Here is a 22289-nt window from a genome sequence, read left to right as displayed (position 1 = left end):
CGGTGCGAGGACCGCCGATCACCGGGTGCGGGCCCCGGTGCGAGGACCGCCGGTCAGAGGGTGCGGCCCCGGCCCCGTTGCAGGAGCCGGGGATGGCCGGGAGGCCGGTTGCCTAGGAGTGGCCCAGCTCCGCGGTGGACTCGTCCGGCGCCGCGGGGACGGACCCGGAGTCGGGGGACGGCCGCAGGGGGAACGGGTCCACCCGCGTCTCGTCGATGACCGGCGGAGCGGGCCGCGGCGGCTTCGGCATCACGGCGGCCTCGGAGTGCCCGCCGCAGCCGTACGCCAGCGACACCACGCGCCCGTCGGCCGGAGAGAACTCGTTCGCGCACACTCCGAACGCCTGTCCGAGCGAGCCGCCGATCCGGTTCAGGAAGCCGCAGCTGACACACGTCGCGGGCGCGGCCTGCGCCATCGCGGTCTTGGCCCCGTACCCCTCTTCCCAGCGGTCGGCCGCGACGTGCAGGCCGTACCGCGACAGGACCCGGGCGCGGCGCAGACCGAGTTCCTCGGCGACGGCGGCGATCGAGCCGCGGCGCGGGGCCGCCGGCAGGTGCGCGGGGGTGCCCGCGGTCACCTCGATGTCCTCGGCCTCCACCAGTCGGGCCATGTCGTCGGAGACGGCGGAGTTCGGCGCGGGCTCGTCCTCGCCGGAGTAGCCCGGTTCGAGCCGCAGGTCCTCGGCGTCCGTGGGCAGCAGGTCGCCCGGGCCCATGTCGCCGGGGCGGAGCCGCTCGCTCCACGGCACCCATTCGGGCGCCAGCAGCGCGTCGGTCCCCGGGAGCAGGACCGTCTCGTCGAGCGTGACGACCTTGGCGCGGGAGGCGCGGGCCACGGTGGACGCCCAGCGCCAGCCGCGGTATCCCGGCTCCTTGCACTCGAAATAGTGCGTGACAACGCGGTCCCCCTCGGAGACCATCCCGAGATGCTCGCCGACGACGCCGGGGTAGGCGACCTCCTCGGCGGCCGTACGGGCGAGGTCGACCGCCTCGGCGCACAGGCGGTCGGGGGTGCGGCTTCGCGTTGTCGCTGCGCTCACAGGTATCGCTTCTCTCCTACGCCGTCTCACGGGTGCGCCGTTTCTCCGGCGGGGGTGCGGACGGAGCGGACCGGTGGGCCGCGTCGACGTCCGCGCCCGATCGCACTCGGGCGCACCTACGCCATCCATTCTGCGGGATGGCCGAGAGGCGCGCGGCCGAGAACAATCGCCGCAGGCGCGCTACGCACGCTACCTTCTTCCGGGCCCTGGGCCCACACCGGCGGGCGTCTTCGGCGCTCCGCGCCGGGATCTTTCCCGCTCCGCGGCGTGGCCCGGCGGCCCCCGGGCGCCGCCCCGCGCGGCCCCGCGCCCCGCTCCCGGCGCCGCCGGGCCAGGCCCCCATCCGCGCGGTGACCGCACTACAAACCCCGATCTCGGGGCACTATGACGGGGTGGCATCCGCGAGGTCGCCTCAAGGAGCCACCGGAGTCGGTGGCGCCAAGGGGAACAGTGAAGGTGGCGGATCGGGCCGGATGACCGGTTCCGTCCGTGCGGTGGGGCGTGCCCTGAACTTCCCCGTGACGAAGACCGCGCGCGGCATCCGCCGGGCGACGCACGCGCACGGGGCGGGCGAGTCGGGCCTGGGCAAACTGATCGAGCTGCACGCGGTGAACGGCGCGGGCGACGTCATGATCACCGTGGCGCTGGCGTCCACGGTGTTCTTCTCGGTGCCGACCGACGAGGCCCGCGGCCGGGTGGCGCTCTACCTGGGCATCACGATGGCGCCCTTCGCCCTGCTCGCCCCGGTGGTCGGGCCGCTCCTGGACCGGCTGCCGCACGGCCGGCGCGCCGCGATGGCGGGCGCCATGCTCGCCCGGGCCATGCTCGCGCTGATGCTGGCGGGCGCGGTGGTGAGCGGCACGTTCGAGCTGTATCCGGCCGCGCTCGGGGTGCTGGTGGCCTCGAAGGCGTACGGGGTGGTGCGCAGCGCCGTCGTGCCGCGCCTGCTGCCCCCGAACTTCTCGCTGGTCAAGGCGAACTCACGGGTCACCCTGGGCGGGCTCCTGGCCACCGGTGTGGCCGCGCCCGTGGGCGCGCTGCTCCAGTCGCTGGGCGCCCGCTATCCGCTCTACGGCGCCTTCGTGATCTTCATCGCGGGGACGTTCCTGTCCTTCTCGCTGCCCCACAAGGTCGACTCCGCCAAGGGCGAGGACAAGGCCCTGCTGGCGGCGGACGAGCAGCACCTGCACGGCCCGCACCTGAAGAAGCCGCCGCGCCCCGGGCTGCGGACGGTGGGCACCGCCGTCACGCACGCGCTCGCCGCGAACGCCTCACTGCGCTGCCTCTCCGGCTTCCTGATCTTCTTCCTCGCCTTCCTGCTGCGCGAGCACCCGCTCAGCGGCCGGAGCGCGGCGGTCTCCCTGGGTTTGGTGGCCGTCTCCGCCGGGGTGGGCAACGCGCTCGGCACGGCCGTCGGCGCCTGGCTGAAGCAGCGCGCTCCGGAACTCATCGTGGTCACCGTGGTGGCGTTCGTCCTGGCGGCCGCGATCACCGCCGCGATCTTCTTCGGCACGGCGCTGGTGGCCTGCCTGGCGGCCGTCGCCGGCTTCGCGCAGGCGCTCGCGAAGCTGTCCCTGGACGCGATGATCCAGCGGGACGTCCCCGAACTGGTCCGCAACTCCGCCTTCGCCCGCTCCGAGACCCTGCTCCAGATGGCGTGGGTGCTGGGCGGCGCCATCGGCATCGCGATGCCGCTGAACGGGTCGTTCGGCCTGTCGGTGGCCGCGGGCATCGTCGCCGTCGGCTGGCTGACGACCGTGCGGGGCCTGCTGTCCGTCGCCCGGCACGGAGGCCGCAAGGGGCAGCGGGTGTCCTGACGGCGGCGCCGCCGCGGCCCGGGCCGTGCGGGTCCGCGCACGGCACGCCGTACCCCACGTGGGAGGACTGGTGGGCGCGCCCGATAGCCTTCGGCCATGACCTCCCTGCCCCGCGGCAGAGCCGCCCATGGACAGCGCGCAGCCCGCCGCCGTCGCGCCGTCGCCACCGTCGGCGCCGTTTCCGCCGGACTCCTCGCCCTGTCCGCCTGTGACAAGCCGACGCCGCTGGCCACCATCACGGTCGGCGACAACTCCGTGAGTTCCGAGACCGACTGCTACAACGACGGCGACGCGGTGAAGGCCGCCGAGCTGGCGAAGTGCCTGAAGTCCAAGGACATCAAGTCCATCAAGGTCGACCCGGACGCCACCGTGCGCTTCGGTGTCGACCCGGACATCGCGGACAACGGCTGGACGATCCTGATGAACGGTCAGCCGCTGACCGACTCCAGCACGAAGACCTACCGGACCATCCCGGGCAGCGTGTTCTTCAACGAGCAGTACGGCGCCACCGGCGACTCCACGATCGTCTCCGTCAAGGAGGGCGAGAAGACCGTGACCGGCCTGTGGTCCTTCAAGCTCAAGAAGGACGCCTGATCAGCGACCCCGGGCACCGGGTGCTCGTGGCCACCGCCGTCCCCGCCGAACGGGACGCGGTGGCCGGGGCGTCCCCGGCCCCGGGGCGGGCGGCACGGCTGCCCGGCGCGACCCTGTTCCGGACCGGCCGCCTGGACCTGCTGGCCGCCGGAGTGGGACCGGCGCTCGCCGCCTCCTCCGTCTCCGCCGCGCTCACCGCGGCGGCCCTCGGCGACACGCCCTACGGGCTCGTCGTCTGCGCCGGTGTCGCGGGCGGCTTCGCGCCCGACGCGCCGGTCGGCTCGCTGGTGGTCGCCGACGACATCGTGGCCGCCGACCTGGGCGCCGAGTCCCCCGAGGGCTTCCTCCCCGTCACCGAACTGGGCTTCGGCACCGTCAGCCACCGTCCCCCCGCCGCACTCGCGCGCGAGGCCGCGGCCGTCACCGGCGGACGGCTCGGAACGGTGCTCACCGTCTCGACCGTGACCGGCAGCGCCGCCCGCGCCGCGGAGCTGCGCGGGCGGCACCCGCGCGCCCTCGCCGAGGCCATGGAGGGCTTCGGGGTCGCCGAGGCCGCCGCCGCGCACGGCGTGCCGGTGCTGGAGGTCCGCGCGGTGTCCAACGCCGTCGGCCCGCGCGACCGCTCCGCCTGGCGCATCGGCGACGCGCTCACCGCACTCGCCGGGGCGTTCGGGAAGCTGACGCCCCTCCTGGAGAGTTGGAACGGACATGACCGTACGCACTGAACCCGGCAGGGACCTGCGGATCGCCTACTCGCCCTGCCCGAACGACACGTTCGTCTTCGACGCCTGGGCGCACGGCCGCGTCCCCGGGGCCCCCTCGCTCGACGTGACCTTCGCCGACATCGACATCACCAACGGCATGGCCGAGCGCGGCGAGTTCGACGTGCTGAAGGTGTCGTACGCCGTGCTGCCCTACGTCCTCGACGACTACGCGCTGCTGCCGTGCGGCGGCGCGCTCGGGCGCGGCTGCGGTCCGCTGGTGCTGACCCGGGAGGCCGGCGCGGACCTCACCGGCCGGACGGTCGCGGTGCCGAGCGAGAAGTCGACGGCGTACCTGCTGTTCCGCCTGTGGGCCGCGGACACGCTGCCCGGTGGCGTCGGCGAGATCGTCGTCATGCCGTTCCACGAGATCATGCCCGCGGTGCGGGACGGGAAGGTCGACGCGGGCCTCGTCATCCACGAGGCGCGTTTCACCTACCGGAACTACGGCCTGCACAAGCTGGCCGACATGGGCGAGCACTGGGAGCGGACGACCGGCCTGCCGATCCCGCTGGGCGCGATCATCGCCCGGCGCTCGCTGGGCGCGGACCGCCTGCGCGCGCTCGCCGACGCCGCGCGGGCCTCGGTCCGCGCCGCCTGGGACGACCCGGAGGCCTCCCGCGCCTACGTGCTGGAACACGCCCAGGAGATGGACCCCGCGGTCGCCGACCAGCACATCGGCCTGTACGTCAACGAGTTCACGGCCGATCTCGGCGAGGACGGGTACGCGGCGGTCCGCGGCCTGCTCACGCGGGCCGCGGCCGAGGGACTGGTGCCGCCCCTCGGACCGGACGCGCTGCGCTTCCCCTGATCGCCGGGGGCGGCCGGCCCGGGCCCGCGAGGGGCGCGGGCTCCGGGGCGGGGACGCCGAACGCCTCGTGCCTCCCGGCTCAGACGTCGAGCTGGTCGGCGACCGCGCGCAGCAGACCCGCGATCTTGTGGCCCGAGGCCTTGTCGGGGTAGCGGCCCTTCTCCAGCATCGGCGTGATGTTCTCCAGGAGGGTCGTCAGGTCCTGGACGATGGAGGCCAGTTCGTCGGGCTTGCGGCGCTGGGCCGCGGCGACCGAGGGCGCCGGGTCGAGGAGCGTCACCGACAGCGCCTGGTCCCCCCGCTGGCCGGCGACGACTCCGAACTCCACACGCTGGCCCGGCTTGAGGGCTTCGACGCCGGCGGGCAGGACCGAGGAATGGACGAAGACGTCGCCGCCGTCGTCACGGGAGAGGAAGCCGAAGCCCTTCTCGCTGTTGAACCATTTGACCTTGCCCGTTGGCACCGTCTGTCCTCGTCCTCGTACTCGTCGGGAACTGCTCGGGAAACTGCTCGGGTCGTTGCAGGGGCAACCGCCCTGTGAATCGGCCCCGGATAGCACTGCGGCGGGTCGCGCGACCCGCCGCCACCAAGGCTAGTGGTCCGGCGGCCGGTGACAAGACGTCGCCGGACTGTTCCTCCGGGCAGGGAACTACCCTGGTCGGGTGCGTGACAAAACCCAAGCGAATTCCCGCGAAGCCGGCGACCGGCTGATCCGTGCCGGTGCCATCGTGTTCTTCATCGGAGCCGTGGCCACACTGGTCACCGTGGCACCGCTGTTTCTCGGCACGCGTCCTTTCCCGACCTACATGTTCGGGTTGAGCATGCTCATGGGGGTCGGTTTCCTGCTGGCCGCCGGCGGCGTGCTGCGGTCCGTCGCGGCGGGCCGCCGCCGGGCGCGCGCCGCGAGCGCCGCCCGCGGCTGAGCGCGGGGCGCCCCGGCCGCCGGGGGCGTGCCGCTCCGGGCGGGCCGGCGATCCCAGGTGCCGTGGCCGGAAAGGTTCGCCAGGACGGCTCGCGGCGTCCGGTGCGGTGCACCGCACGGCGGAGCGTCGCCCGCGCACGGGATCTCCTCGGGTGACGCGACGGCGCGGCGCGGTGCCGGACGCCGCGCGCCGGTGAACCCGCCCGGTCAGGTCACCGGCGGTGGTTCTCCAGCCAGGCCGGGAACGCGGTGAGGTCGGCGAGGACGACGTCCGCGCCGGCGGCCCGCAACTGCGCGGCGTCGCACGGACCGGTCGCCACCGCCACCGCGTACGCCCCGGCCGCACGCGCGCCGCGCACGTCGCCGGTGTGGTCGCCGACGTAGACGCTCGCGCCGTGCTCGCGCAGCGCGACCGCCTTCCGCTCGGCCCACAGGTCGCCGACGAGGTCGTCCGCCGCGATGCCCAGGTGGTCCAGGTGCAGCCGGGCGTTGGGCTCCCACTTGGCGGTGACGACGACCGAGCGCCCGCCTGCGGCCCGCACGGCCTCGACGGCCTCGCGCGCGCCGGGCAGGGCGAGCGTGCCGGTGATGGCGTGCGCCGGATACATCTCGCGGTAGAGGTCGGCGGTCTTCGCGACGTCGTCGGCGGGGAACCAGTGGGCCAGCTCCTCCTCCAGCGGCGGGCCCAGCCGGGTCACGACGAGGTCGGCGTCGACGTACGTGCCCGTGCGGGCGGCGAGCGCGGTGTAGCAGGCGTGGATACCGGGCCGGGAGTCGATCAAGGTCATGTCGAGGTCGAAACCGACGGTCAGCGCGGGGGCAGTCATGGGCGCCATTGTGCCCGGGCCCTCTCCCGCCGGGTCCGCGGCCCGGTGCACGGACGCGCCCCTGCCACTGCCCCGAGGCGGGCGGCGGGCCCTCCGCCGGTGGGCCGGCCCTACGCTTCCGGCGGCGCGCGCCCGGCACGGAGCCCAGCCCGGGCCGGGCTCAGCCGGGGCGGTCCCCGGGCCGACGCCCCGGGGACGGCGGATCCCGCGCCAACCGGGTCCAGCGGGAGCCGGCCCCTGGCCCAGCAGGGAGGGTCCCGGGCTGACCTAAGGTCCAGTCGGGCATGTCCCGAGCCGAGCGGGAGCGGGTGCCGGGGCGACCGGGCCCAGCCGGGCAGATCCCGGGCCAACCGGGCGCCGATCCCGGGTCAATGGCTGGCGGGTCCCAGGCCCGGCAGGGCTCAGCAGCGCAGGTCCCAGGCCCGGCAGGGCTCAGCAGCGCAGGTCCCAGGCCCGGCAGGGCTCAGCAGCGCAGGTCCCAGGCCGGCTGAGAGGCGGCGGGTCCCCCGCCGACCGGGCCCAGCGGGAGCCGGTCCTTGGCCGGCGGAGCAGGCCCCTGGCCGACCGGGCCCAGCCGGGCGGTTCCCGGGCCGACCCGGGGGCAGGACCCCGGCCGGGCTCAGCGGGGGCGGGTCCCGGGGCCGGCGGGTGCGGGGGCCGGGCTCGGCGGGGGCGGGTCCCGGGGCCGGCGGGTGCGGGGGCCGGGCGGGGTCAGGGGTGGCGGCGGGAGCGCCAGAGCAGGTACAGCGCGGAGGCGACGGCGGCGCCCCGGACGACCCAGGGCCAGGTCTCGGCCATCGCGTCGCTCATGTGTCCGGCGGCGACGGGCTCCCCCCAGCGGCCGTCCTGCCGGCCCCAGATCCAGACGGCACCGGCCGAGACCGCGAGTCCGGGCAGCACCAGGACCGCCCACTTCGACTGCGCGGGGGTGAGCCGGCGCGAGCCGTAGGCGATCAGCCAGCCGAGACCGAGCGCGAACCAGTTGCCCAGCACGGCGCCGGCGACCAGCAGGGCGGCGGCGAGCAGCAGGAGCGGCTGGGCGAAGGAGCCGAGGCGGGTGCGGCGGACCACGACGGGGGCGACGACCGCCGGGGCGCCCGGCGTTGCCGCACCGGCCCGGCCCCGCGTGCGGAACCGGGCCCGGAGCCCGCCGCGGAGGCCGGCCGGGGCCGTCTCCTTGCCGCCGGCGCCGTCCGTCCCGCCGGCGGGCCCGGTCACCCCCGCGGCCGGCTTCGCCGACGCGTCCGCGGGGCCGGTCCGGGCGGGCGGCGGCCTGAGGAGTTCGGGGATCTCCACCCCGCCGGTGAAACCGGGGACGCTGTCGTCGAGGCCGAAGGGGCTGCCCGTGACACGCCACCAGTCCGGCCGGGTCACGTCGCCCAGTTCGTAGGCACCGGCCAGGTGGGGCGGCGACGGGACGTCGGCGTCCCCGGCGGGGCCGGGCTCGGCGGGACGCGGGCGGGGGACGACCCGGCGCAGTCCCCGGGGACGGTCCTGCGGGGCGTCGGCGCTCGGAGAGGGGGCGGCGGGCCGGGGGCCGCCGGCCGCGCCGGGGCCGGGCCCGGGGAGGTCGCCGGGGCCCGGGGACCGTCCGGGTCCCGTCCCGCCCGCGCCGGCCGCCGAGACGACGGCGTCCGGCGTGCCCAGCCGCTCCAGCAGGCGCCGGACGGCGGCGGGACTGTCCGCGGCGCCCTGGGCCCGGCCGCGGTCGATCTCGCCGCGCAACTCCGTGACCAGGCGCATCCGGGTCGCGGACGGCAACTGCCGTTGCTGGGCCAGGTCGCCGACCCGGCTCAGGTAGTCGAAGACCAGCTGGTCGCTCTCGATCCCCACGAAGTCCCCTCCGGGGCGGGTGCGTCGGATACCCCGTGGGGACGACCGTACCGGTTTTCCGGTGCCCGGGAGCGGGCCCGTCCGGCCGCGCGCACCCTCGCCGGGTACGCGCCGGGACGCAGCGCCGGGCCCGCGGGACGAGCCACCCGCTACCGTTGACAGGATGAGCCCCGAGACGACCGCGCCGCGGTCCCTGGCGGAAGCACTCCGGGCGCGGGACGACGCGTCGCTGTCCGCCCTGCTGCGCTCCCGCCCCGACCTGATCACGCCCGTCCCCACGGATCTCACCCAGCTCGCCACCCGGGCGGGGACCCGGGCGTCGGTCGTGCGCGCCCTGGAACGGCTGGACCGGTTCGCGCTCCAGACGGCGGAGGCGCTGGCGGTGGCCCCCGAACCCGCCGCCTACGGCGAACTGCTCGGGCTGCTCGCGGGCGACGACGCCGACCCGGCGGTGACGGCCGCCTGTCCGCACGCGCTCGCGACGCTGCGCGAGCAGGCCCTCGTCTGGGGCGGCGACGACCGGCTGCGGCTGGTGCGGACGGCCCGCGAGCTGCTCGCCCCCACGCCCCGGCATCCGTCCCCGACGGGCCTCGGGCCCACCGTCGCCGAGGCCACGACCGGCATGTCGCCGGGGCGCGTCCAGGAGATCGTGGCGGCGGCGGGCCTCGCGACGACGCACGACGCGGTGTCGGCGGTGGCGTCGCTGAGCGGGCTGTTCTCCGACCGGGAGCGGATGTCGGCGCTGCTCGACGAGGCGCCCGCCGAGGCCGTCGAGGTGCTGTCGCGGCTGGTGTGGGGGCCGCCGTACGGGCAGGTGACGGCGGACCCGGCGGACCACCTGCGTTGGCTGATGGACCGGGGGCTGCTGCTGCCGACCGCGCCGGGCACGGTCGTCCTGCCCCGGGAGGCGGCCCTGCACCTGCGGGCGGGCCGCGCGCACCGCGTCACCGAGCCCGTCGCGCCCGCCGTCGAGGCTGCGACCGCCCACCGTCCGCAGGTGGTGGACGCCGCGGCGGCCGGCCAGGCGTACACGACGCTGGCGACCGTCGAGGAACTGCTCAAGGACTGGCACGAGGGCGGTCCCGCGGTGCTGCGGGCCGGCGGGCTGAGCGTGCGGGACCTGAAGCGGACGGCGGTGGCCCTCGACGTCGCCGAGCCCGTCGCCGCGTTCTGGGTGGAACTCGCCCACGCCGCGGGGCTGGTGGCGTCCGACGGCGAGGCCGACGAGCGGTACGCGGCCACGCCGGCCTACGACGAGTGGCTGGAGCTGCCCGCCGCCGAGCGGTGGGCGCGGCTGGCCTCGGCGTGGCTGGCCGCGACCCGCACGGCGGGGCTGGTGGGGGGACGGGACGCGAAGGACCGGACGCTCTCGGCGCTCGGGCCGGGCCTGGACCGGTCCGCCGCGCCCGATGTGCGGCACCGGGTGCTGACACTCCTCGGCACGCTGCCCGAGGGGTCGTCGGCCACCGCGGACTCCCTGCTGGCCCGGCTGTACTGGGAGCGCCCGCCGCGCGGCGGTCGGGCCGCCCCCGACGACCTGCGCACCCGGCTGGCCCGCTGGACGCTGTCCGAGGCGGAGCTGCTCGGGGTGACCGGCCGGGGCGCGCTGTCCACGGCCGGACGGGCGCTGCTCGGGGCGCCGCCGTCGGCCGCCGGAGCGGGGACACAGCCGCCCAAGGCCGGTGACCGGGCGCCTTCGGCCGCGCCGGGCGGCCCGGCGCGGCCCGTGGCGGACGCCGTGCCGCCCCGCTCCCCCGCCGAGCGGGCCGCCGCGGCGCGGGAGGCGGCCCGGCTGGTCGCCCCGCTGCTGCCGGAACCGCTCGACCACGTGCTCCTCCAGGCCGACCTGACGGCGGTCGCGCCCGGCCCGCTGCAGCGTCCGCTGGCCGACACCCTCGGGGTGCTCGCGGACGTGGAGTCCAAGGGCGGCGCGACGGTCTACCGCTTCACCCCCGGCTCCGTACGCCGGGCCCTGGACGCCGGGCGCTCGGCGTCCGACCTGCACGCCTTCCTCACCGCCCACTCCCGCACCCCGGTCCCGCAGCCGCTCGCCTACCTGATCGACGACGTGGCGCGCCGGCACGGGCACCTGCGGATCGGGGCGGCCTCGGCGTACGTCCGCTGCGACGACGACGCGATGCTCAGCGAGATCCTCGCCGACAAGCGGTCCCAGGGGCTGCGGCTGCGCCGGCTCGCGCCGACCGTGCTGGCCGCGCAGGCCGAACCGTCGGCTCTGCTGGAGGGGCTGCGGGCGATGGGCTTCGCGCCGGCCGCGGAGTCCGCGGACGGGGACGTGCTGATCACCCGGGCGCACGCCCACCGGACGCCGCCGCGCGCCGAGCCCGAGCCCGTGCCGGACGGCCCGCCGGTGCCGGACGCGACGCTGCTGGGCGCGGCGGTGCGGGCGATCCGCGCCGGGGACCTCGCGTCGACGGCGCCCCGCAAGGCCGACCCGGCCGCGAGCGGACCGGGCGGCGAGCTGCCGCGCACCAGCGCCGCGGACACCCTCGCCACGATGCAGGCCGCCGTGCTGACCGGGGACGCCCTGTGGATCGGGTACGTCAACGCCGAGGGCTCCGCCAGCCAGCGCGTCATCGCCCCCATCCGGGTCGAGGGCGGCTTCGTCACGGCGTACGACCACACGGCCGACGAGGTCCGCACCTATCCGCTGCACCGGGTGACGGGAGTGGCGGAACTCGCCGACGAGCGGCCGTGACGGCGCCGACCCGCGGGCCGCGGCAGGCGGTGATCACCTCCGAATAGAGGGGGGCGTAGGGCCGAGATCCGACTAAGGCCACTTCGCAAGCCATGTCATCGTGGGGGTACCTTGTCCTGACGTAGCACTTCGACCAGTAGGTCCACATCTGTCCAGGGATTGGTTCGGTGGCCCAGCTCGCTCTTCATGCGTAGCTTCTCGGCGCGCCGTCTCGCCTCCGCATATCGGGCGCCATCCGGGCCACGCAGCTTCATATAGTCCAGGTGCTTTCGCTGGACCGTGTAGCCACAGTCTGCCGCCTTCTCCAACGCAGCTTGCACGGACGCCGAAGTCTGATATGCCGAAACCCCTCTGAGGTGCAGAAGGAGCCAGAGCTCGAAGCAGGGATTTGACAGGGCTATGCTAATCCCTGCCTCCCGAGCAAGTTTCACGGCCTCATCAAGCGACGGGTGGGCAATCGGGGCCTCGACATCTACGACACACCACACCTCGTCGTAGGGGGTATGTCTGTCGGCAGCAGAGCGAGCAGCTCGTTCCTTGTGCTTGATGGCAGCTCTAACCAATGACTTGGGCTCGCCGTGATCGCCACCAAGACAGATCGTCACCGGCAGCGATTTAAGCTCCTGCTTGAGCCCCTTGAAATACTGATCCTCTGTGCACGCACCTTCGCAGTAGATCAGAAACCGGCGCTGCTCCGAGCGCGAGCTACCCGACCTCTTCAACGGCTTCCCCCGACGCGCCACCTACGCCCCTCCGACTACCTCGGCAATCTCGCGCAACAAATCATCGTCCAGATTCGGTACCGCTCCGTAGCGGCCAGCAAGGTAGCGCTTCTCCAGATTCTCCAGAGAATCGCGAACATGGAACTCCGTCATGGGGAAGAGCCTGGTCGCCAGCGTCTCGGCGTCCTTCTCCGTGAACCAAATCTGATCCCTGAAGAGTTCCGTCCGCACGTTTCTGCCCAGGAGGGCGGCCTCGTGGGTGCTGAAGATCAACTGAGCACCTGAACGGTTGACTTCAGGCGACTGAAACATACCGACGAGGGCATCCACGAGGTACGGATGGAGGCGAGCGTCGAGTTCGTCGACGCAGAGCACCGCCCCCTGGGCGAGGGTTGCGAGCACAGGGCCCATGAGCCCGATCCACGTACGCGTACCGCTCGACTCTTCCCGAAGATCCAGTGGAAAGACTCCCTCAGCAGTCCGATGCTCGACGCGCACCGAATGAAGTCCCGGCGCTTCGACGTGCACCCGCTCTCCCAAGACTTCTCTCATCGCTTGAGTTACCCGCTGATAGTCGTCCATAACTGCCTCGTCGGGCTCCTCAACCTCCAACCCCGAGACCCCAAGGTCCGCGAATCGGAGCAGCCTCATCACCGGCGCTGACTCCCCCTGCTCTTCGTCGCCGTGAAGGAGTTGCACAGTGTGGTCTAGACGAGCCCTGAAGTTCCCGTCCGTAGCCAGCCGCAGGCCCGTCCGGAACCATCGGTACACCTCGCCGAGCTGCGGGTGTCCTTGCGCGGCCGCGACGGACAGGTAGAGGCTGTTCGGACGAAGGAGTTCGGAGATGATCTTCTTTCGACCCGTCAAGGACCGACCGAACACTACGGTGGAATCGGCCTTACGCTCATACAGCCGATTGGCCTTGCGCTCGGGGTAGTAGTACAGCCACTCTTCCGTCACGCGGTCGTCGTCGACGGAGAAGCCGAACTCGTGACGGACCCCGTTCAATGCGAAATCGATGCTGAACGATGTGGGCGACTGCGCCGTGTCCCGTCGCAGCGCGAAGGGGCGGCGGGGAACACCTCCAGTTGGCTCCCAACTCCGGAACGACGACAGCACCGCCTGGCGCATCCAACGGATCGCGTCGATCAGGTTGGACTTGCCCGATGCGTTCGTCCCGTAGATCGCCGCAACGGGCACGACACGGTGGCCTCCGCTTGCTAGCTCACGCTCCGCCCGTTCGGGGTGATGGTCAGACGCGACCAGGGAAAGTTCTTGCTCATCCCGCAGGGATGCATGGTTGGTCACCTGGAACCGCAGCAGCACGGCAACCCTCCTCAAGCATTTCAACCTGTCACGTAGGCGCCTCACACGGCAAAATCTGACGATACAAGCGATTGACCGCAACTGCTAGGCCGTTCACTCTGTCGTGGAGTCCGGCTCGCGACGAGACCCGACTCACAGCCAGCACGGGTTGCTCTTGATGCGGTCGCTTCATAAGGCACACTGAAACTTTGCCCACCTTGTACGGGTGCCGCCGCGCAGAAAGGGACGGGTGTGAACGGACCCCTCATCGTCCAGTCCGACAAAACGCTTCTGCTCGAAGTCGACCACGAGCTGGCCGACGCCTGCCGCCGTGCGATCGCCCCCTTCGCCGAGCTGGAGCGCGCCCCCGAGCACATCCACACCTATCGCGTCACCCCGCTCGGCCTGTGGAACGCCCGGGCCGCAGGGCACGACGCCGAGCAGGTCGTGGACGCCCTCGTCGAGTTCAGCCGGTATCCCGTCCCGCACGCCCTGCTGGTGGACATCGCCGAGACGATGGACCGCTACGGCCGGCTCACGCTCTCCAAGCACCCCGCGCACGGTCTCGTGCTGACCACCACCGACCGGCCGGTGCTGGAGGAGGTGCTGCGCTCGAAGCGGGTGGCGCCGCTCGTCGGGAAGCGGATCGACGCCGACACCGTCGCCGTGCACCCCTCCGAGCGCGGTCAGATCAAGCAGACCCTGCTGAAGCTCGGCTGGCCGGCCGAGGACCTCGCCGGTTACGTGGACGGCGAGGCGCACGCGATCGACCTCGCGGAGGACGGCTGGGCGCTGCGCCCGTACCAGCGGCAGGCCGTGGAGAACTTCTGGCACGGCGGCTCCGGCGTCGTCGTGCTGCCGTGCGGCGCGGGCAAGACCCTCGTCGGGGCCGGTGCCATGGCGCAGGCCGAGGCCACCACGCTCATCCTGGTCACCAACACCGTCTCCGCCCGGCAGTGGAAGCACGAGCTGGTGAAGCGGACCTCGCTGACCGAGGACGAGATCGGCGAGTACAGCGGCACCCGCAAGGAGATCCGCCCGGTCACCATCGCCACCTACCAGGTGCTGACGACCCGGCGGAAGGGTGTCTACCCGCACCTGGAACTCTTCGACTCCCGCGACTGGGGCCTCATCGTCTACGACGAGGTGCACCTGCTGCCCGCGCCCGTCTTCAAGTTCACCGCCGACCTCCAGGCCCGGCGCCGGCTCGGGCTGACCGCGACCCTGGTCCGCGAGGACGGCCGCGAGTCCGACGTCTTCTCGCTCATCGGGCCCAAGCGGTTCGACGCGCCGTGGAAGGAGATCGAGGCTCAGGGCTACATCGCGCCCGCCGACTGCGTCGAGGTGCGGGTGAACCTCACCGACGCGGAGCGGATCGCGTACGCGACCGCCGAGACGGAGGAGAAGTACCGCTTCTGCGCCACCACCGCGACCAAGCGGAAGGTGACGGAGGCGCTGGTGCGGAAGTTCGCGGGCCAGCAGATCCTGGTCATCGGCCAGTACATCGACCAGCTCGACGAGCTGGGCGAGCACCTGGACGCGCCCGTGATCAAGGGCGAGACCAGCAACGCGCAGCGGGAGAAGCTGTTCGACGCCTTCCGGCAGGGCGAGATCAGCGTGCTCGTGGTGTCGAAGGTCGCGAACTTCTCCATCGACCTGCCGGAGGCCACGGTGGCCATCCAGGTCTCGGGCACCTTCGGGTCCCGCCAGGAGGAGGCGCAGCGGCTGGGACGCGTCCTGCGGCCGAAGTCCGACGGTCACCAGGCCCACTTCTACTCGGTGGTCGCCCGGGACACCATCGACCAGGACTTCGCCGCGCACCGGCAGCGGTTCCTGGCCGAGCAGGGCTACGCGTACCGGATCATGGACGCCGACGAGCTGCTGACCGACAGCGGGAGCTGACCGCCGGCGGGCGGCCGGGAGCGGCGCCGGCCGGGCGGAGACGCGGGCGGGGGCGGGGGCCCCGGCGGGCGGGCGGTCGCGCCGCGGCGGCGGGCACCGGCCGTTCGGCGCGGGCGGGCCGGGCGGTTCGGCGACGGGAGCGGCTCAGCGACGGCGGACGCCCGCCTCCTCGCCGTACTCGCCGAGCAGGACGACGTCGACGGCGGCTGCCGCGAAGACCTTCACGGCGCGCAGGGCATCGCCGAGGCGGTGCCGCCGATGGGCGGAGGTGACGGCCGTCGCCCCGCGGGCGGCGGCACCGGGTCGGGCTGGGCCTGGGGTGAACGTGGCTGCACTCATACCTCCATGGTGCGACCCGCCGCCCCCGAACGGCGTCGGTCTTCCGACCGAACCTCGGCGTCCCCCGGGTCCGCCCCCGGTGCCGGCCCCCGTCCCTCCCGCGGCGGACCCGGCCCCTAGGGGCCGGCGGGTGCGACCCCGACCTGACGGGGCCCCGGCCCGCCCGGGGAGCGTCCGGCCACGTGGTCCGGGGCCCGTCGATCCGACCGCGCATCTCCGCCGTACGGCGGCCGGGGCCGGAGAAAACGCGGTGGCACCGGCACGCGTGCCTGACCTAGACTCTCCGCTCTTGCCCGCCTCCCTTTCGCGGAGTGCCGCCGTCCGGCCGGAAACCGGACGGCATCCGGAATCGCGCATGGATTCCACGGAGGTCCGCCGCCCGCGTCGCGGGGATCACCGCACCGCACGAGCCACTCGCATCACTCCCGCAGCAGGTCCCGGAGGCAAATTCCCGTGTCCACCCTGTCCGACGGCCCGGCCGGCGCCCCGTCCGAAGCCGCCGATCCGCTCTCCCGCGAACGCTCCCACCTCAGCCTGTCCCGTTCGGCGCTCCGCGCGATGCGCGAGGACGCGGAGAGCCTCGACATCCGCGACGTCACCGCGAACTGGGTCAACGCCGAGGTGCTGCGCCGGCAGATCGGCGAGCGCATCAAGGCCCTCGCCGACCTCAGCCACACCCCGCTCTTCTTCGGCCGCCTCGACTACCTGCACGCGCCGGGCGCCGACCGGGCCGAGGGCGCCGAGGGCGAGCGGTTCTACATCGGGCGCCGGCACGTGCACGACGCCGAGGGCGACCCGATGGTCATCGACTGGCGCGCCCCGGTCTCGCAGCCGTTCTACCGGGCCTCGAAGAAGGACCCGATGGACGTCGGGCTGCGCCGCCGCTTCGGCTACACCGGCGGCGACCTCACCGCCTACGAGGACGAGCACCTCTCCGACCCCGCCGAGGTGTCGGCGACCAGCAAGCTGCTCCAGCAGGAGATCGAGCGCCCGCGCGTCGGACCGATGCGCGACATCGTCGCCACCATCCAGCCCGAGCAGGACGAGATCGTCCGGTCCGGGCTGTCCGGCTCGGTGTGCGTGCAGGGCGGTCCCGGCACCGGGAAGACCGCCGTCGGCCTGCACCGGGTGGCGTACCTGCTGTACGCGCACCGGGACCGGCTGGCCCGCACCGGCACCCTGGTGATCGGGCCGAACCGCTCGTTCCTGCACTACATCGAGCAGGTGCTGCCCGCGCTGGGCGAGCTGGAGGTGCGGCAGGCGACGGTCGACGATCTGGTGGCCCACGTCGAGGTGCGCGGCACCGATGCGGCGCCGGCCGCGGTGATCAAGGGGGACGCGCGGATGGCGGAGGTGCTGCGCCGGGCCCTCCGCTCGCACGTCACGCCGCCTACCGAGCCGGTGACCGTGGTCCGCGGTTCCCGGCGCTGGCGGGTGCCCGCGTACGAACTGGAGGAGATCGTGCGGGAGTTGCTCGACCGGGACATCCGGTACGGCGCCGCGCACGAGGCCCTTCCGCAGCGCATCGCGCACGCCGTGCTGGTGCAGATGGAGCGTTCCGGCGAGGCCCCGGACGACCGGGTGCAGGACGCCGTCGCCCGGAACGCGGCGGTCAAGGCGGCCGTCAAGGCGATCTGGCCGCAGGTCGATCCGGCCAAGCTGGTGCTGCGGCTGCTGGGCGACGCGGAGTTCCTCGCCGCGCACGCGGAGGGACTGCTCGACCCCGCCGAGCAGCGGGAGATCCTCTGGGCGAAGCCGGTGCGCAGCGTGAAGTCGGCGAAGTGGTCGGCGGCCGACGCCGTGCTGATCGACGAGGCGACGGATCTGGTGCGGCGCACGCACTCGCTGGGCCACGTGGTGCTCGACGAGGCGCAGGACCTGTCGCCGATGCAGTACCGCGCGGTGGGCCGGCGCTGCACGACCGGATCGGCGACGGTGCTCGGCGACCTGGCGCAGGGCACCACGCCGTGGGCGACGCGGAGTTGGGCGGAGGCGCTCGGTCACCTGGGCAAGGCGGACGCGGTCGTGGAGCAGCTGACGGCGGGCTTCCGCGTCCCGACCGACGTCATCACCTACGCGTCGAGGCTGCTGCCGCACATCGCGCCGGGTCTCGCACCGGTCGCGTCGGTGCGGGAGAACCCGGGGCTGTTCGAGGTCCGCGCGGTGAGCGGGGACTCCGGCGTGATCGCCGCGGTGGAGGAGCTGCTCGGGCGGGAGGGCTCGATCGGGCTGATCGCCGCGGACGCCCGGATCCCGGTGCTCGCGCAGGCGCTGGAGGCGGCCGGGCGGACGTATCTCGGGCCCGGCGAGGAGACGACGGCGCGGACCCGGCTGACCCTGGTGCCCGCGTCGCTGGCCAAGGGCCTGGAGTACGACTACGTGGTCCTGGACGAACCGGGGGCCGTCGTCGACGGCGAACCCGACGGACGCACCGGGCTGCGCCGCCTGTACGTCTCCCTCACCCGGGCGGTCTCGGGCCTGGTCGTGACGCACACCGGCGCGCTCCCGCCCGAACTGGCGGCCTAGTCCGTCCCGGCCCCGTCCGGCGACGGGGGCGAGGCTCCCGGAGGGAGCGGCGCGGGCCGCCCGGCGGCGTCCGGGAAGCGGGGCCCTGTGCGATGCCCCGCACAGGCCAAGGCCCGCGGAAACCCCCGGCCCGGACGGCCACGTGCAACAGCGCCCTCCGGCGAACGCGCCCGCCGCAACGTCCACGGAACGGGGGTCGGGGGCACGGCGCCCGGCCTCCCGGCGGCATCCGGAATGCGGCGGCCCGGTCGGTGCCCCGCACGGGCCGAAGCCCGGGCAAACCCCCGGCCCGGACGGCCACGTGCAGCGGCGGCCCCGGCGAGCGCGCCCGCGGAGCGGGGGTCGGGGGCGGCGCCTCCGGGTTCCGGGCGGCCGGGGCGACGGGCCGGAGAGGCACCGGCCGGTACGGCTACGCGTGCAGCGGCGCCCGGGCGTCGACGGCGGCGCGCCACTCGCGGACCGCGACGGCGGAGACCGGCCCGCTCCATCCCAGGGGCCGGGCGGCGCCGCCGATGTGGAAGGCGTCGACGCCCGCGGCGAGCAGGTGCGGGAGGTGGTCGAGGCGCAGCCCGCCGCCGACCATGATGCGCTGCTCGTAGCCCGGTTCGCCGTCGCGTCCGGCCTCCGCGACGAGGGTGGGCAGACCGTCGTCCACACCCGTCGCCGCTCCGGCGGTGAGGTAGGCGTCGAGGCCCGGCAGTCCGGCGAGCCGCCCGCGCAGCGCGTCGCGGTCGGCGGCCCGGTCGATCGCCCGGTGGAAGGTCCAGGGGCAGCCGTCGAGTTCGGCGACGATCCGTTCGACGGCGGGCAGGTCCGGGCCGCCCCGCCGGTCCAGGAAGCCGAGCACGAACTCGTCGGCGCCCGCGGCCCGCAGGTCGCCCGCGGTCCGGACGAGCGCCTCCACGCCCCGCTCGGCGCCTGCGCAGAAGCCGTCCGTCAGGCGCAGCATCACGCGCAGCGGGATGTCCACGGAGGCACGGATCGCGGCGAAGGTCTCCACCGGCGGCGTCAGCCCGTCGGCGGCCATGTCGGTGACCAGCTCCAGCCGGTCCGCTCCGCCGTCCTGGGCGGCGACCGCGTCCTCCACGCCGAGGGCGATCACCTCCAGGAGTGCGCTCTTCCGCTCGCTCATCGGACCTCTTCCTTGGGCGGCTACAGGTCTAGTCCAATCAAAGAGTACGCGCGCGGGCGTGCGGGCGCGAGAAGGTCTCGCCGGGCCGGGGGGCGGCCGGGCGCGGCCGAGGGTTTCCCCGGTCCGCCCGGGGGCCGCGGCACCCCCGGGCGGGAGGGCGGCGGCGCGGGCGCCTCATCCGAACAGGTTCAGCTCCGCCGCCTCGGCACCGACCAGTTCGTACCCGGCCCCGTCGGGGACCGGGCGGCCCGCGCAGAGCCGCAGGAGCGTGGCCGCGTCGCCGATGTAGCGGGCCGGCGGCCGGTCGCCGGGGAGCCCGCCCAGGCGCAGCGGGTCGTCGAGGTGGTCGAGGTCGGCGTGCACCGGCACCCGCCCGCGTTCGCGGCTGATCCGGGCGAGGAGCGCGAGGGCGTGCGGCAGTCCCGCCCCCTCGTACGCGCCCGGTTCGCCGAGGGCCTCGCGCACGTCCCCGGCGTGCACCCACTCCCCCAGCGCGATGGCGTCGAGGGCGCCTCCGGACCGGGCGATCACCGCGCCCGCCTCGGTCATCCCGCGCTCCAGTTCGTCGATCAGCCGGCCGGTCGTCCGGTCGCCGCGCTCGGCGATGTCCCGGTCGTTGGACTCGGGGCTGAACACCTCGGGCCCGAGGCGGTCGTCGACGACCCGGTCCAGCACGGCCGAGCAGTGCGCGAGCACGTCGCGGACCGTCCACCGCGGGCAGCCCGCGGTCGGCCGCGCGAAGTCCTCCTCGGGCGTGGCCCGCAGCAGCGGGACGAGCGCGTCGCGTTCGGTGCGCAGCAGCAGGCCCGGCAGGTCCGGGTCCCGTACGTCGTGTGCGTCTGCAGCAATCATGGGTCCACCGTAGGAAGGGACGCGGCGCGGGGCGAGGAGAATGGGCGCATGGCAGCAGAGAGCGCCCGCCGGCCGGGCGGCACGAGAGCGGGGCGGGAGACCGGGCACCCGGCCCGCGCGGACCTGACGCGGCGCTGGGCGCTGACCGTGCGGGCGGCCCGCGCCGGCACCGGCGGCCCGGGGCCCGAGCCCGATCCCCTGCCCTACGCGGCGAACCTGCTGGACCGCTGGGCGGAGCCGCAGCGCAGGTACCACACCACGGACCACCTCCTCGCGGTGCTCGACCGGATCGACGTGCTGGTGGCGCACGGGGAGCGGGTCGCGGACCCGGCCGCGGTACGCCTCGCGGCCTGGTTCCACGACGCGGTGTACCTGCCGGACCGTTCGGAGAACGAGGAGCGGTCCGCGCGGCTGGCCGAGCGGGCGCTGGCCGAACTGGGCGTCGGCGCGGAGCGTACCGCCGAGGTCGCCCGGCTGGTCCGGCTGACCGTGACGCACGATCCCGCCGCCGGCGACGCCGACGGCGCCGTCCTGTGCGACGCCGACCTGGCGGTCCTCGCGTCACCTCCGGCCGCGTACGCCGCCTACGCGGCGGCGGTCCGCGAGGAGTACGGCTTCGTGCCGGACGGCGCCTTCCGCGCTGGCCGGGCGGCCGTGCTGCGTCAACTGCTCGATCTGCCCCGCCTGTTCCGGACGTCGTACGGGGAACGGGTGTGGAACGGACCCGCCCGGCGCAACCTCGGGGACGAACTGGCGGCGCTGACGGGGCCGTGAGGTCCCGGTCCGCCGGGGGCGCGGCGGACCGCCCCTCCGTTCGGCCCGCCGGACGGAGGCGGGCCCCGCGGTCCACGATCCGGGACGGCGCGGAAAGGGTTCGACGGCGGGCACCGGCGGGCCGTACCAAGGAGGCATGTCTGCGCGCCGCGGTCCCCTGAAGCCGGACACACCCGCCGCCTCCCCGCCCGCCCGGCCGCGGATGCCGCTGTCCGTCCACGTCCTCGCCCTGTCCGTCTTCGCCCTCGGCACCAGCGAGTTCATGCTGGCGGGGCTGCTGCCGCCGGTCGCCGCCGACCTGGGGGTGACGATCCCTCAGGCGGGCCTGCTCATCTCGGCGTTCGCGATCGGCATGGTCGTGGGGGCACCGCTGCTCGCCGTCGCGACGCTGCGGCTGCCCCGCCGGGCCACCCTCGTCGCGCTGATCGCGGTGTTCGGCCTCGGACAGGTCGCCGGCGCCCTCGCGCCCACCTACGCGGCGCTGTTCGCCTCACGGGTCGTCAGCGCGCTGGCCTGCGCCGGTTTCTGGGCCGTCGGCGCGGCGGTGGCCGTGGCGACGGTCCCGCCGACGTCGCGGGCCCGTGCGCTCGCGGTGATGATCGGCGGGCTGTCGGTCGCGAACGTGCTCGGCGTGCCCGCGGGGGCGTTCCTCGGCGAGGGGCTCGGCTGGCGGGCCGCGTTCTGGGCGGTCGGCGCGGCCTCCGCGGTCGCGCTCGTCGGCATCGTGACCCTGGTGCCCGCCATCCCCCGGCCGCGTGAACGGCCGCGCCTGGCCGGTGAGCTGCGCGTCTACCGGGAGCGCGGGCTGTGGGCGGCCGTCGGCACGATCGTCCTCTCCGCGGCGGGCATGCTGTGCGCGTTCGGCTATCTCTCCCCGCTGCTGACCGAGGTCGCGGGCCTCGACGCCGGCCGGGTGCCGGCGGTCCTGGCGCTGTTCGGGGCGGGGGCGGTCCTGGGCACGGCGCTGGGCGGCCGGTTCGCCGACGCGCACCCCTTCCGCGTCCTGCTCACCGGGCTGACGGCGGACACCGCGGTGCTGGTCGCCTTCGCCGCCTTCGGGCGGTACGCCGCCGCGGCGGTGCCGCTCACCTTCCTCCTCGGGGTGGCCTGCTTCTCCACCGCGCCGGCTCTGAACGCGCGGATGTTCGAGGTGGCCGCCGCCGCGCCCACGCTGGCCGGCGCCACCACCACCGCCGCCTTCAACCTGGGCAACACCGCGGGCCCCTGGCTCGGCGGCGCCGTCATCGACGCGGGGTTCGGCTACGGCGCCACCGCCTGGGCGGGCGCGGTCCTGACGGCCTGCGCCGTCGGCCTGGCCGCCGCCTCGCGCCGCCCGCGGCGCCGGACGCCGCCCCGGCCGCCCGCCGGGACCGGTGGCACGGCGGTGAATCCCGTGTGCTCCGAGGTGTGATCCGCC

The 22289-nt window shown here is 74.7% G+C and carries 19 protein-coding genes; 10 read left to right on the top strand and 9 right to left on the bottom strand.

From position 1 onward, the window contains the following. Positions 1–112 precede the first annotated feature (112 nt). Positions 113–1039: a DUF3027 domain-containing protein gene (locus tag ACGFS9_RS02345; protein WP_393249920.1), complete on the bottom strand. Its 927-nt coding sequence runs from the start codon at positions 1037–1039 to the stop codon at positions 113–115. Positions 1040–1431: 392 nt separating this feature from the next. Here ACGFS9_RS02345 and ACGFS9_RS02340 point away from each other — a divergent pair, with 392 nt between their 5' ends. From ACGFS9_RS02340 to ACGFS9_RS02325, 4 genes are all read left to right on the top strand, one after another. Further along, the gene (locus ACGFS9_RS02340; RefSeq protein WP_393249918.1) at positions 1432–2856 is read left to right on the top strand and encodes an MFS transporter; all 1425 of its coding nucleotides are present in this window, start codon (positions 1432–1434) and stop codon (positions 2854–2856) included. Between the two features lie 96 nt (positions 2857–2952). Beyond that, complete coding sequence (locus ACGFS9_RS02335; protein WP_393249916.1) at positions 2953–3450, top strand: DUF2771 domain-containing protein; 498 nt, start codon at positions 2953–2955, stop codon at positions 3448–3450. Then, positions 3420–4175, top strand: a complete 756-nt coding sequence (locus ACGFS9_RS02330; RefSeq protein WP_393249914.1) for a futalosine hydrolase — start codon at positions 3420–3422, stop codon at positions 4173–4175. The genes ACGFS9_RS02335 and ACGFS9_RS02330 overlap by 31 nt, the downstream gene beginning before the upstream one ends. After that, positions 4159–5022: a 1,4-dihydroxy-6-naphthoate synthase gene (locus ACGFS9_RS02325; RefSeq protein ID WP_393249912.1), complete on the top strand. Its 864-nt coding sequence runs from the start codon at positions 4159–4161 to the stop codon at positions 5020–5022. The genes ACGFS9_RS02330 and ACGFS9_RS02325 overlap by 17 nt, the downstream gene beginning before the upstream one ends. Before the next feature lie 79 nt (positions 5023–5101). Here ACGFS9_RS02325 and ACGFS9_RS02320 read toward each other — a convergent pair whose 3' ends face one another. Beyond that, entirely contained in the window at positions 5102–5485 is a 384-nt protein-coding gene (locus ACGFS9_RS02320) for a cold-shock protein (RefSeq protein ID WP_393249910.1), read from the bottom strand. A 199-nt stretch (positions 5486–5684) separates the two neighbouring features. Between ACGFS9_RS02320 and ACGFS9_RS02315 the strand changes: the two genes are divergently transcribed. Beyond that, a complete protein-coding gene (locus ACGFS9_RS02315) occupies positions 5685–5945 on the top strand; it encodes a hypothetical protein (RefSeq protein WP_393249908.1) in 261 nt (86 codons plus the stop codon). 211 nt (positions 5946–6156) lie between these two features. On the opposite strand, the gene ACGFS9_RS02310 is transcribed toward ACGFS9_RS02315, so the two are convergent. Then, entirely contained in the window at positions 6157–6780 is a 624-nt protein-coding gene (locus ACGFS9_RS02310; protein WP_393249906.1) for an HAD family hydrolase, read from the bottom strand. 702 nt (positions 6781–7482) lie between these two features. Continuing rightward, positions 7483–8604 carry a hypothetical protein gene (locus tag ACGFS9_RS02305; protein WP_393249904.1) on the bottom strand — a complete coding sequence of 374 codons (1122 nt, stop codon included), beginning with the start codon at positions 8602–8604 and terminating at the stop codon, positions 7483–7485. Positions 8605–8767: 163 nt separating this feature from the next. Between ACGFS9_RS02305 and ACGFS9_RS02300 the strand changes: the two genes are divergently transcribed. Further along, positions 8768–11320, top strand: a complete 2553-nt coding sequence (locus ACGFS9_RS02300; protein ID WP_393249902.1) for a helicase-associated domain-containing protein — start codon at positions 8768–8770, stop codon at positions 11318–11320. 95 nt (positions 11321–11415) lie between these two features. Here ACGFS9_RS02300 and ACGFS9_RS02295 read toward each other — a convergent pair whose 3' ends face one another. Both ACGFS9_RS02295 and ACGFS9_RS02290 read right to left on the bottom strand, forming a co-directional pair. Next, entirely contained in the window at positions 11416–12042 is a 627-nt protein-coding gene (locus ACGFS9_RS02295) for an RloB family protein (RefSeq protein WP_393249900.1), read from the bottom strand. Between the two features lie 21 nt (positions 12043–12063). Continuing rightward, complete coding sequence (locus ACGFS9_RS02290; RefSeq protein ID WP_393249898.1) at positions 12064–13368, bottom strand: ATP/GTP-binding protein; 1305 nt, start codon at positions 13366–13368, stop codon at positions 12064–12066. Positions 13369–13599: 231 nt separating this feature from the next. On the opposite strand from ACGFS9_RS02290, the gene ACGFS9_RS02285 reads away from it, so the two are divergent. Further along, positions 13600–15249 carry a DNA repair helicase XPB gene (locus ACGFS9_RS02285; RefSeq protein ID WP_393249896.1) on the top strand — a complete coding sequence of 550 codons (1650 nt, stop codon included), beginning with the start codon at positions 13600–13602 and terminating at the stop codon, positions 15247–15249. A 144-nt stretch (positions 15250–15393) separates the two neighbouring features. On the opposite strand, the gene ACGFS9_RS02280 is transcribed toward ACGFS9_RS02285, so the two are convergent. Next, positions 15394–15588 (bottom strand): hypothetical protein, encoded by a 195-nt coding sequence (locus ACGFS9_RS02280; protein WP_393249894.1) that lies wholly within the window; start codon positions 15586–15588, stop codon positions 15394–15396. Positions 15589–16146: 558 nt separating this feature from the next. Here ACGFS9_RS02280 and ACGFS9_RS02275 point away from each other — a divergent pair. After that, positions 16147–18114 (top strand): HelD family protein, encoded by a 1968-nt coding sequence (locus ACGFS9_RS02275; RefSeq protein ID WP_393250503.1) that lies wholly within the window; start codon positions 16147–16149, stop codon positions 18112–18114. A gap of 409 nt (positions 18115–18523) precedes the next feature. Here the strand turns inward: ACGFS9_RS02275 and ACGFS9_RS02270 are convergent, their stop codons facing one another. Together ACGFS9_RS02270 and ACGFS9_RS02265 are read right to left on the bottom strand one after the other, a co-directional pair. Then, on the bottom strand, positions 18524–19246 hold the full coding sequence (locus ACGFS9_RS02270; RefSeq protein WP_393249892.1) for a copper homeostasis protein CutC: 723 nt from the start codon (positions 19244–19246) through the stop codon (positions 18524–18526). A gap of 174 nt (positions 19247–19420) precedes the next feature. Then, positions 19421–20098 (bottom strand): maleylpyruvate isomerase family mycothiol-dependent enzyme, encoded by a 678-nt coding sequence (locus tag ACGFS9_RS02265; RefSeq protein WP_393249890.1) that lies wholly within the window; start codon positions 20096–20098, stop codon positions 19421–19423. 48 nt (positions 20099–20146) lie between these two features. On the opposite strand from ACGFS9_RS02265, the gene ACGFS9_RS02260 reads away from it, so the two are divergent. Next, positions 20147–20872, top strand: a complete 726-nt coding sequence (locus ACGFS9_RS02260; protein WP_393249888.1) for a hypothetical protein — start codon at positions 20147–20149, stop codon at positions 20870–20872. Positions 20873–21074: 202 nt separating this feature from the next. After that, positions 21075–22283, top strand: coding sequence for a Cmx/CmrA family chloramphenicol efflux MFS transporter (locus ACGFS9_RS02255; RefSeq protein WP_393250501.1), 1209 nt, complete (start codon positions 21075–21077; stop codon positions 22281–22283). Positions 22284–22289: the final 6 nt, after the last annotated feature.

This window comes from Streptomyces sp. NPDC048566 (genome assembly GCF_043199735.1).
Classification (GTDB): Bacteria; Actinomycetota; Actinomycetes; order Streptomycetales; family Streptomycetaceae; genus Streptomyces.
The sequence above is the reverse complement of the archived record's forward strand: the minus strand, read 5'-3'. Positions and strand labels throughout refer to the sequence as shown.

What these genes read in the sequence shown, in the direction of transcription:
- ACGFS9_RS02310 (WP_393249906.1), bottom strand. Translation starts at nt 6,780, where the DNA reads ATGGCGCCCATGACTGCCCCCGCGCTGACCGTCGGTTTCGACCTCGAC.
- ACGFS9_RS02300 (WP_393249902.1), top strand. Translation starts at nt 8,768, where the DNA reads ATGAGCCCCGAGACGACCGCGCCGCGGTCCCTGGCGGAAGCACTCCGG.
- ACGFS9_RS02275 (WP_393250503.1), top strand. Translation starts at nt 16,147, where the DNA reads ATGCGCGAGGACGCGGAGAGCCTCGACATCCGCGACGTCACCGCGAAC.
- ACGFS9_RS02270 (WP_393249892.1), bottom strand. Translation starts at nt 19,246, where the DNA reads ATGAGCGAGCGGAAGAGCGCACTCCTGGAGGTGATCGCCCTCGGCGTG.
- ACGFS9_RS02280 (WP_393249894.1), bottom strand. Translation starts at nt 15,588, where the DNA reads ATGAGTGCAGCCACGTTCACCCCAGGCCCAGCCCGACCCGGTGCCGCC.
- ACGFS9_RS02260 (WP_393249888.1), top strand. Translation starts at nt 20,147, where the DNA reads ATGGCAGCAGAGAGCGCCCGCCGGCCGGGCGGCACGAGAGCGGGGCGG.
- ACGFS9_RS02325 (WP_393249912.1), top strand. Translation starts at nt 4,159, where the DNA reads ATGACCGTACGCACTGAACCCGGCAGGGACCTGCGGATCGCCTACTCG.
- ACGFS9_RS02335 (WP_393249916.1), top strand. Translation starts at nt 2,953, where the DNA reads ATGACCTCCCTGCCCCGCGGCAGAGCCGCCCATGGACAGCGCGCAGCC.
- ACGFS9_RS02255 (WP_393250501.1), top strand. Translation starts at nt 21,075, where the DNA reads ATGCCGCTGTCCGTCCACGTCCTCGCCCTGTCCGTCTTCGCCCTCGGC.
- ACGFS9_RS02265 (WP_393249890.1), bottom strand. Translation starts at nt 20,098, where the DNA reads ATGATTGCTGCAGACGCACACGACGTACGGGACCCGGACCTGCCGGGC.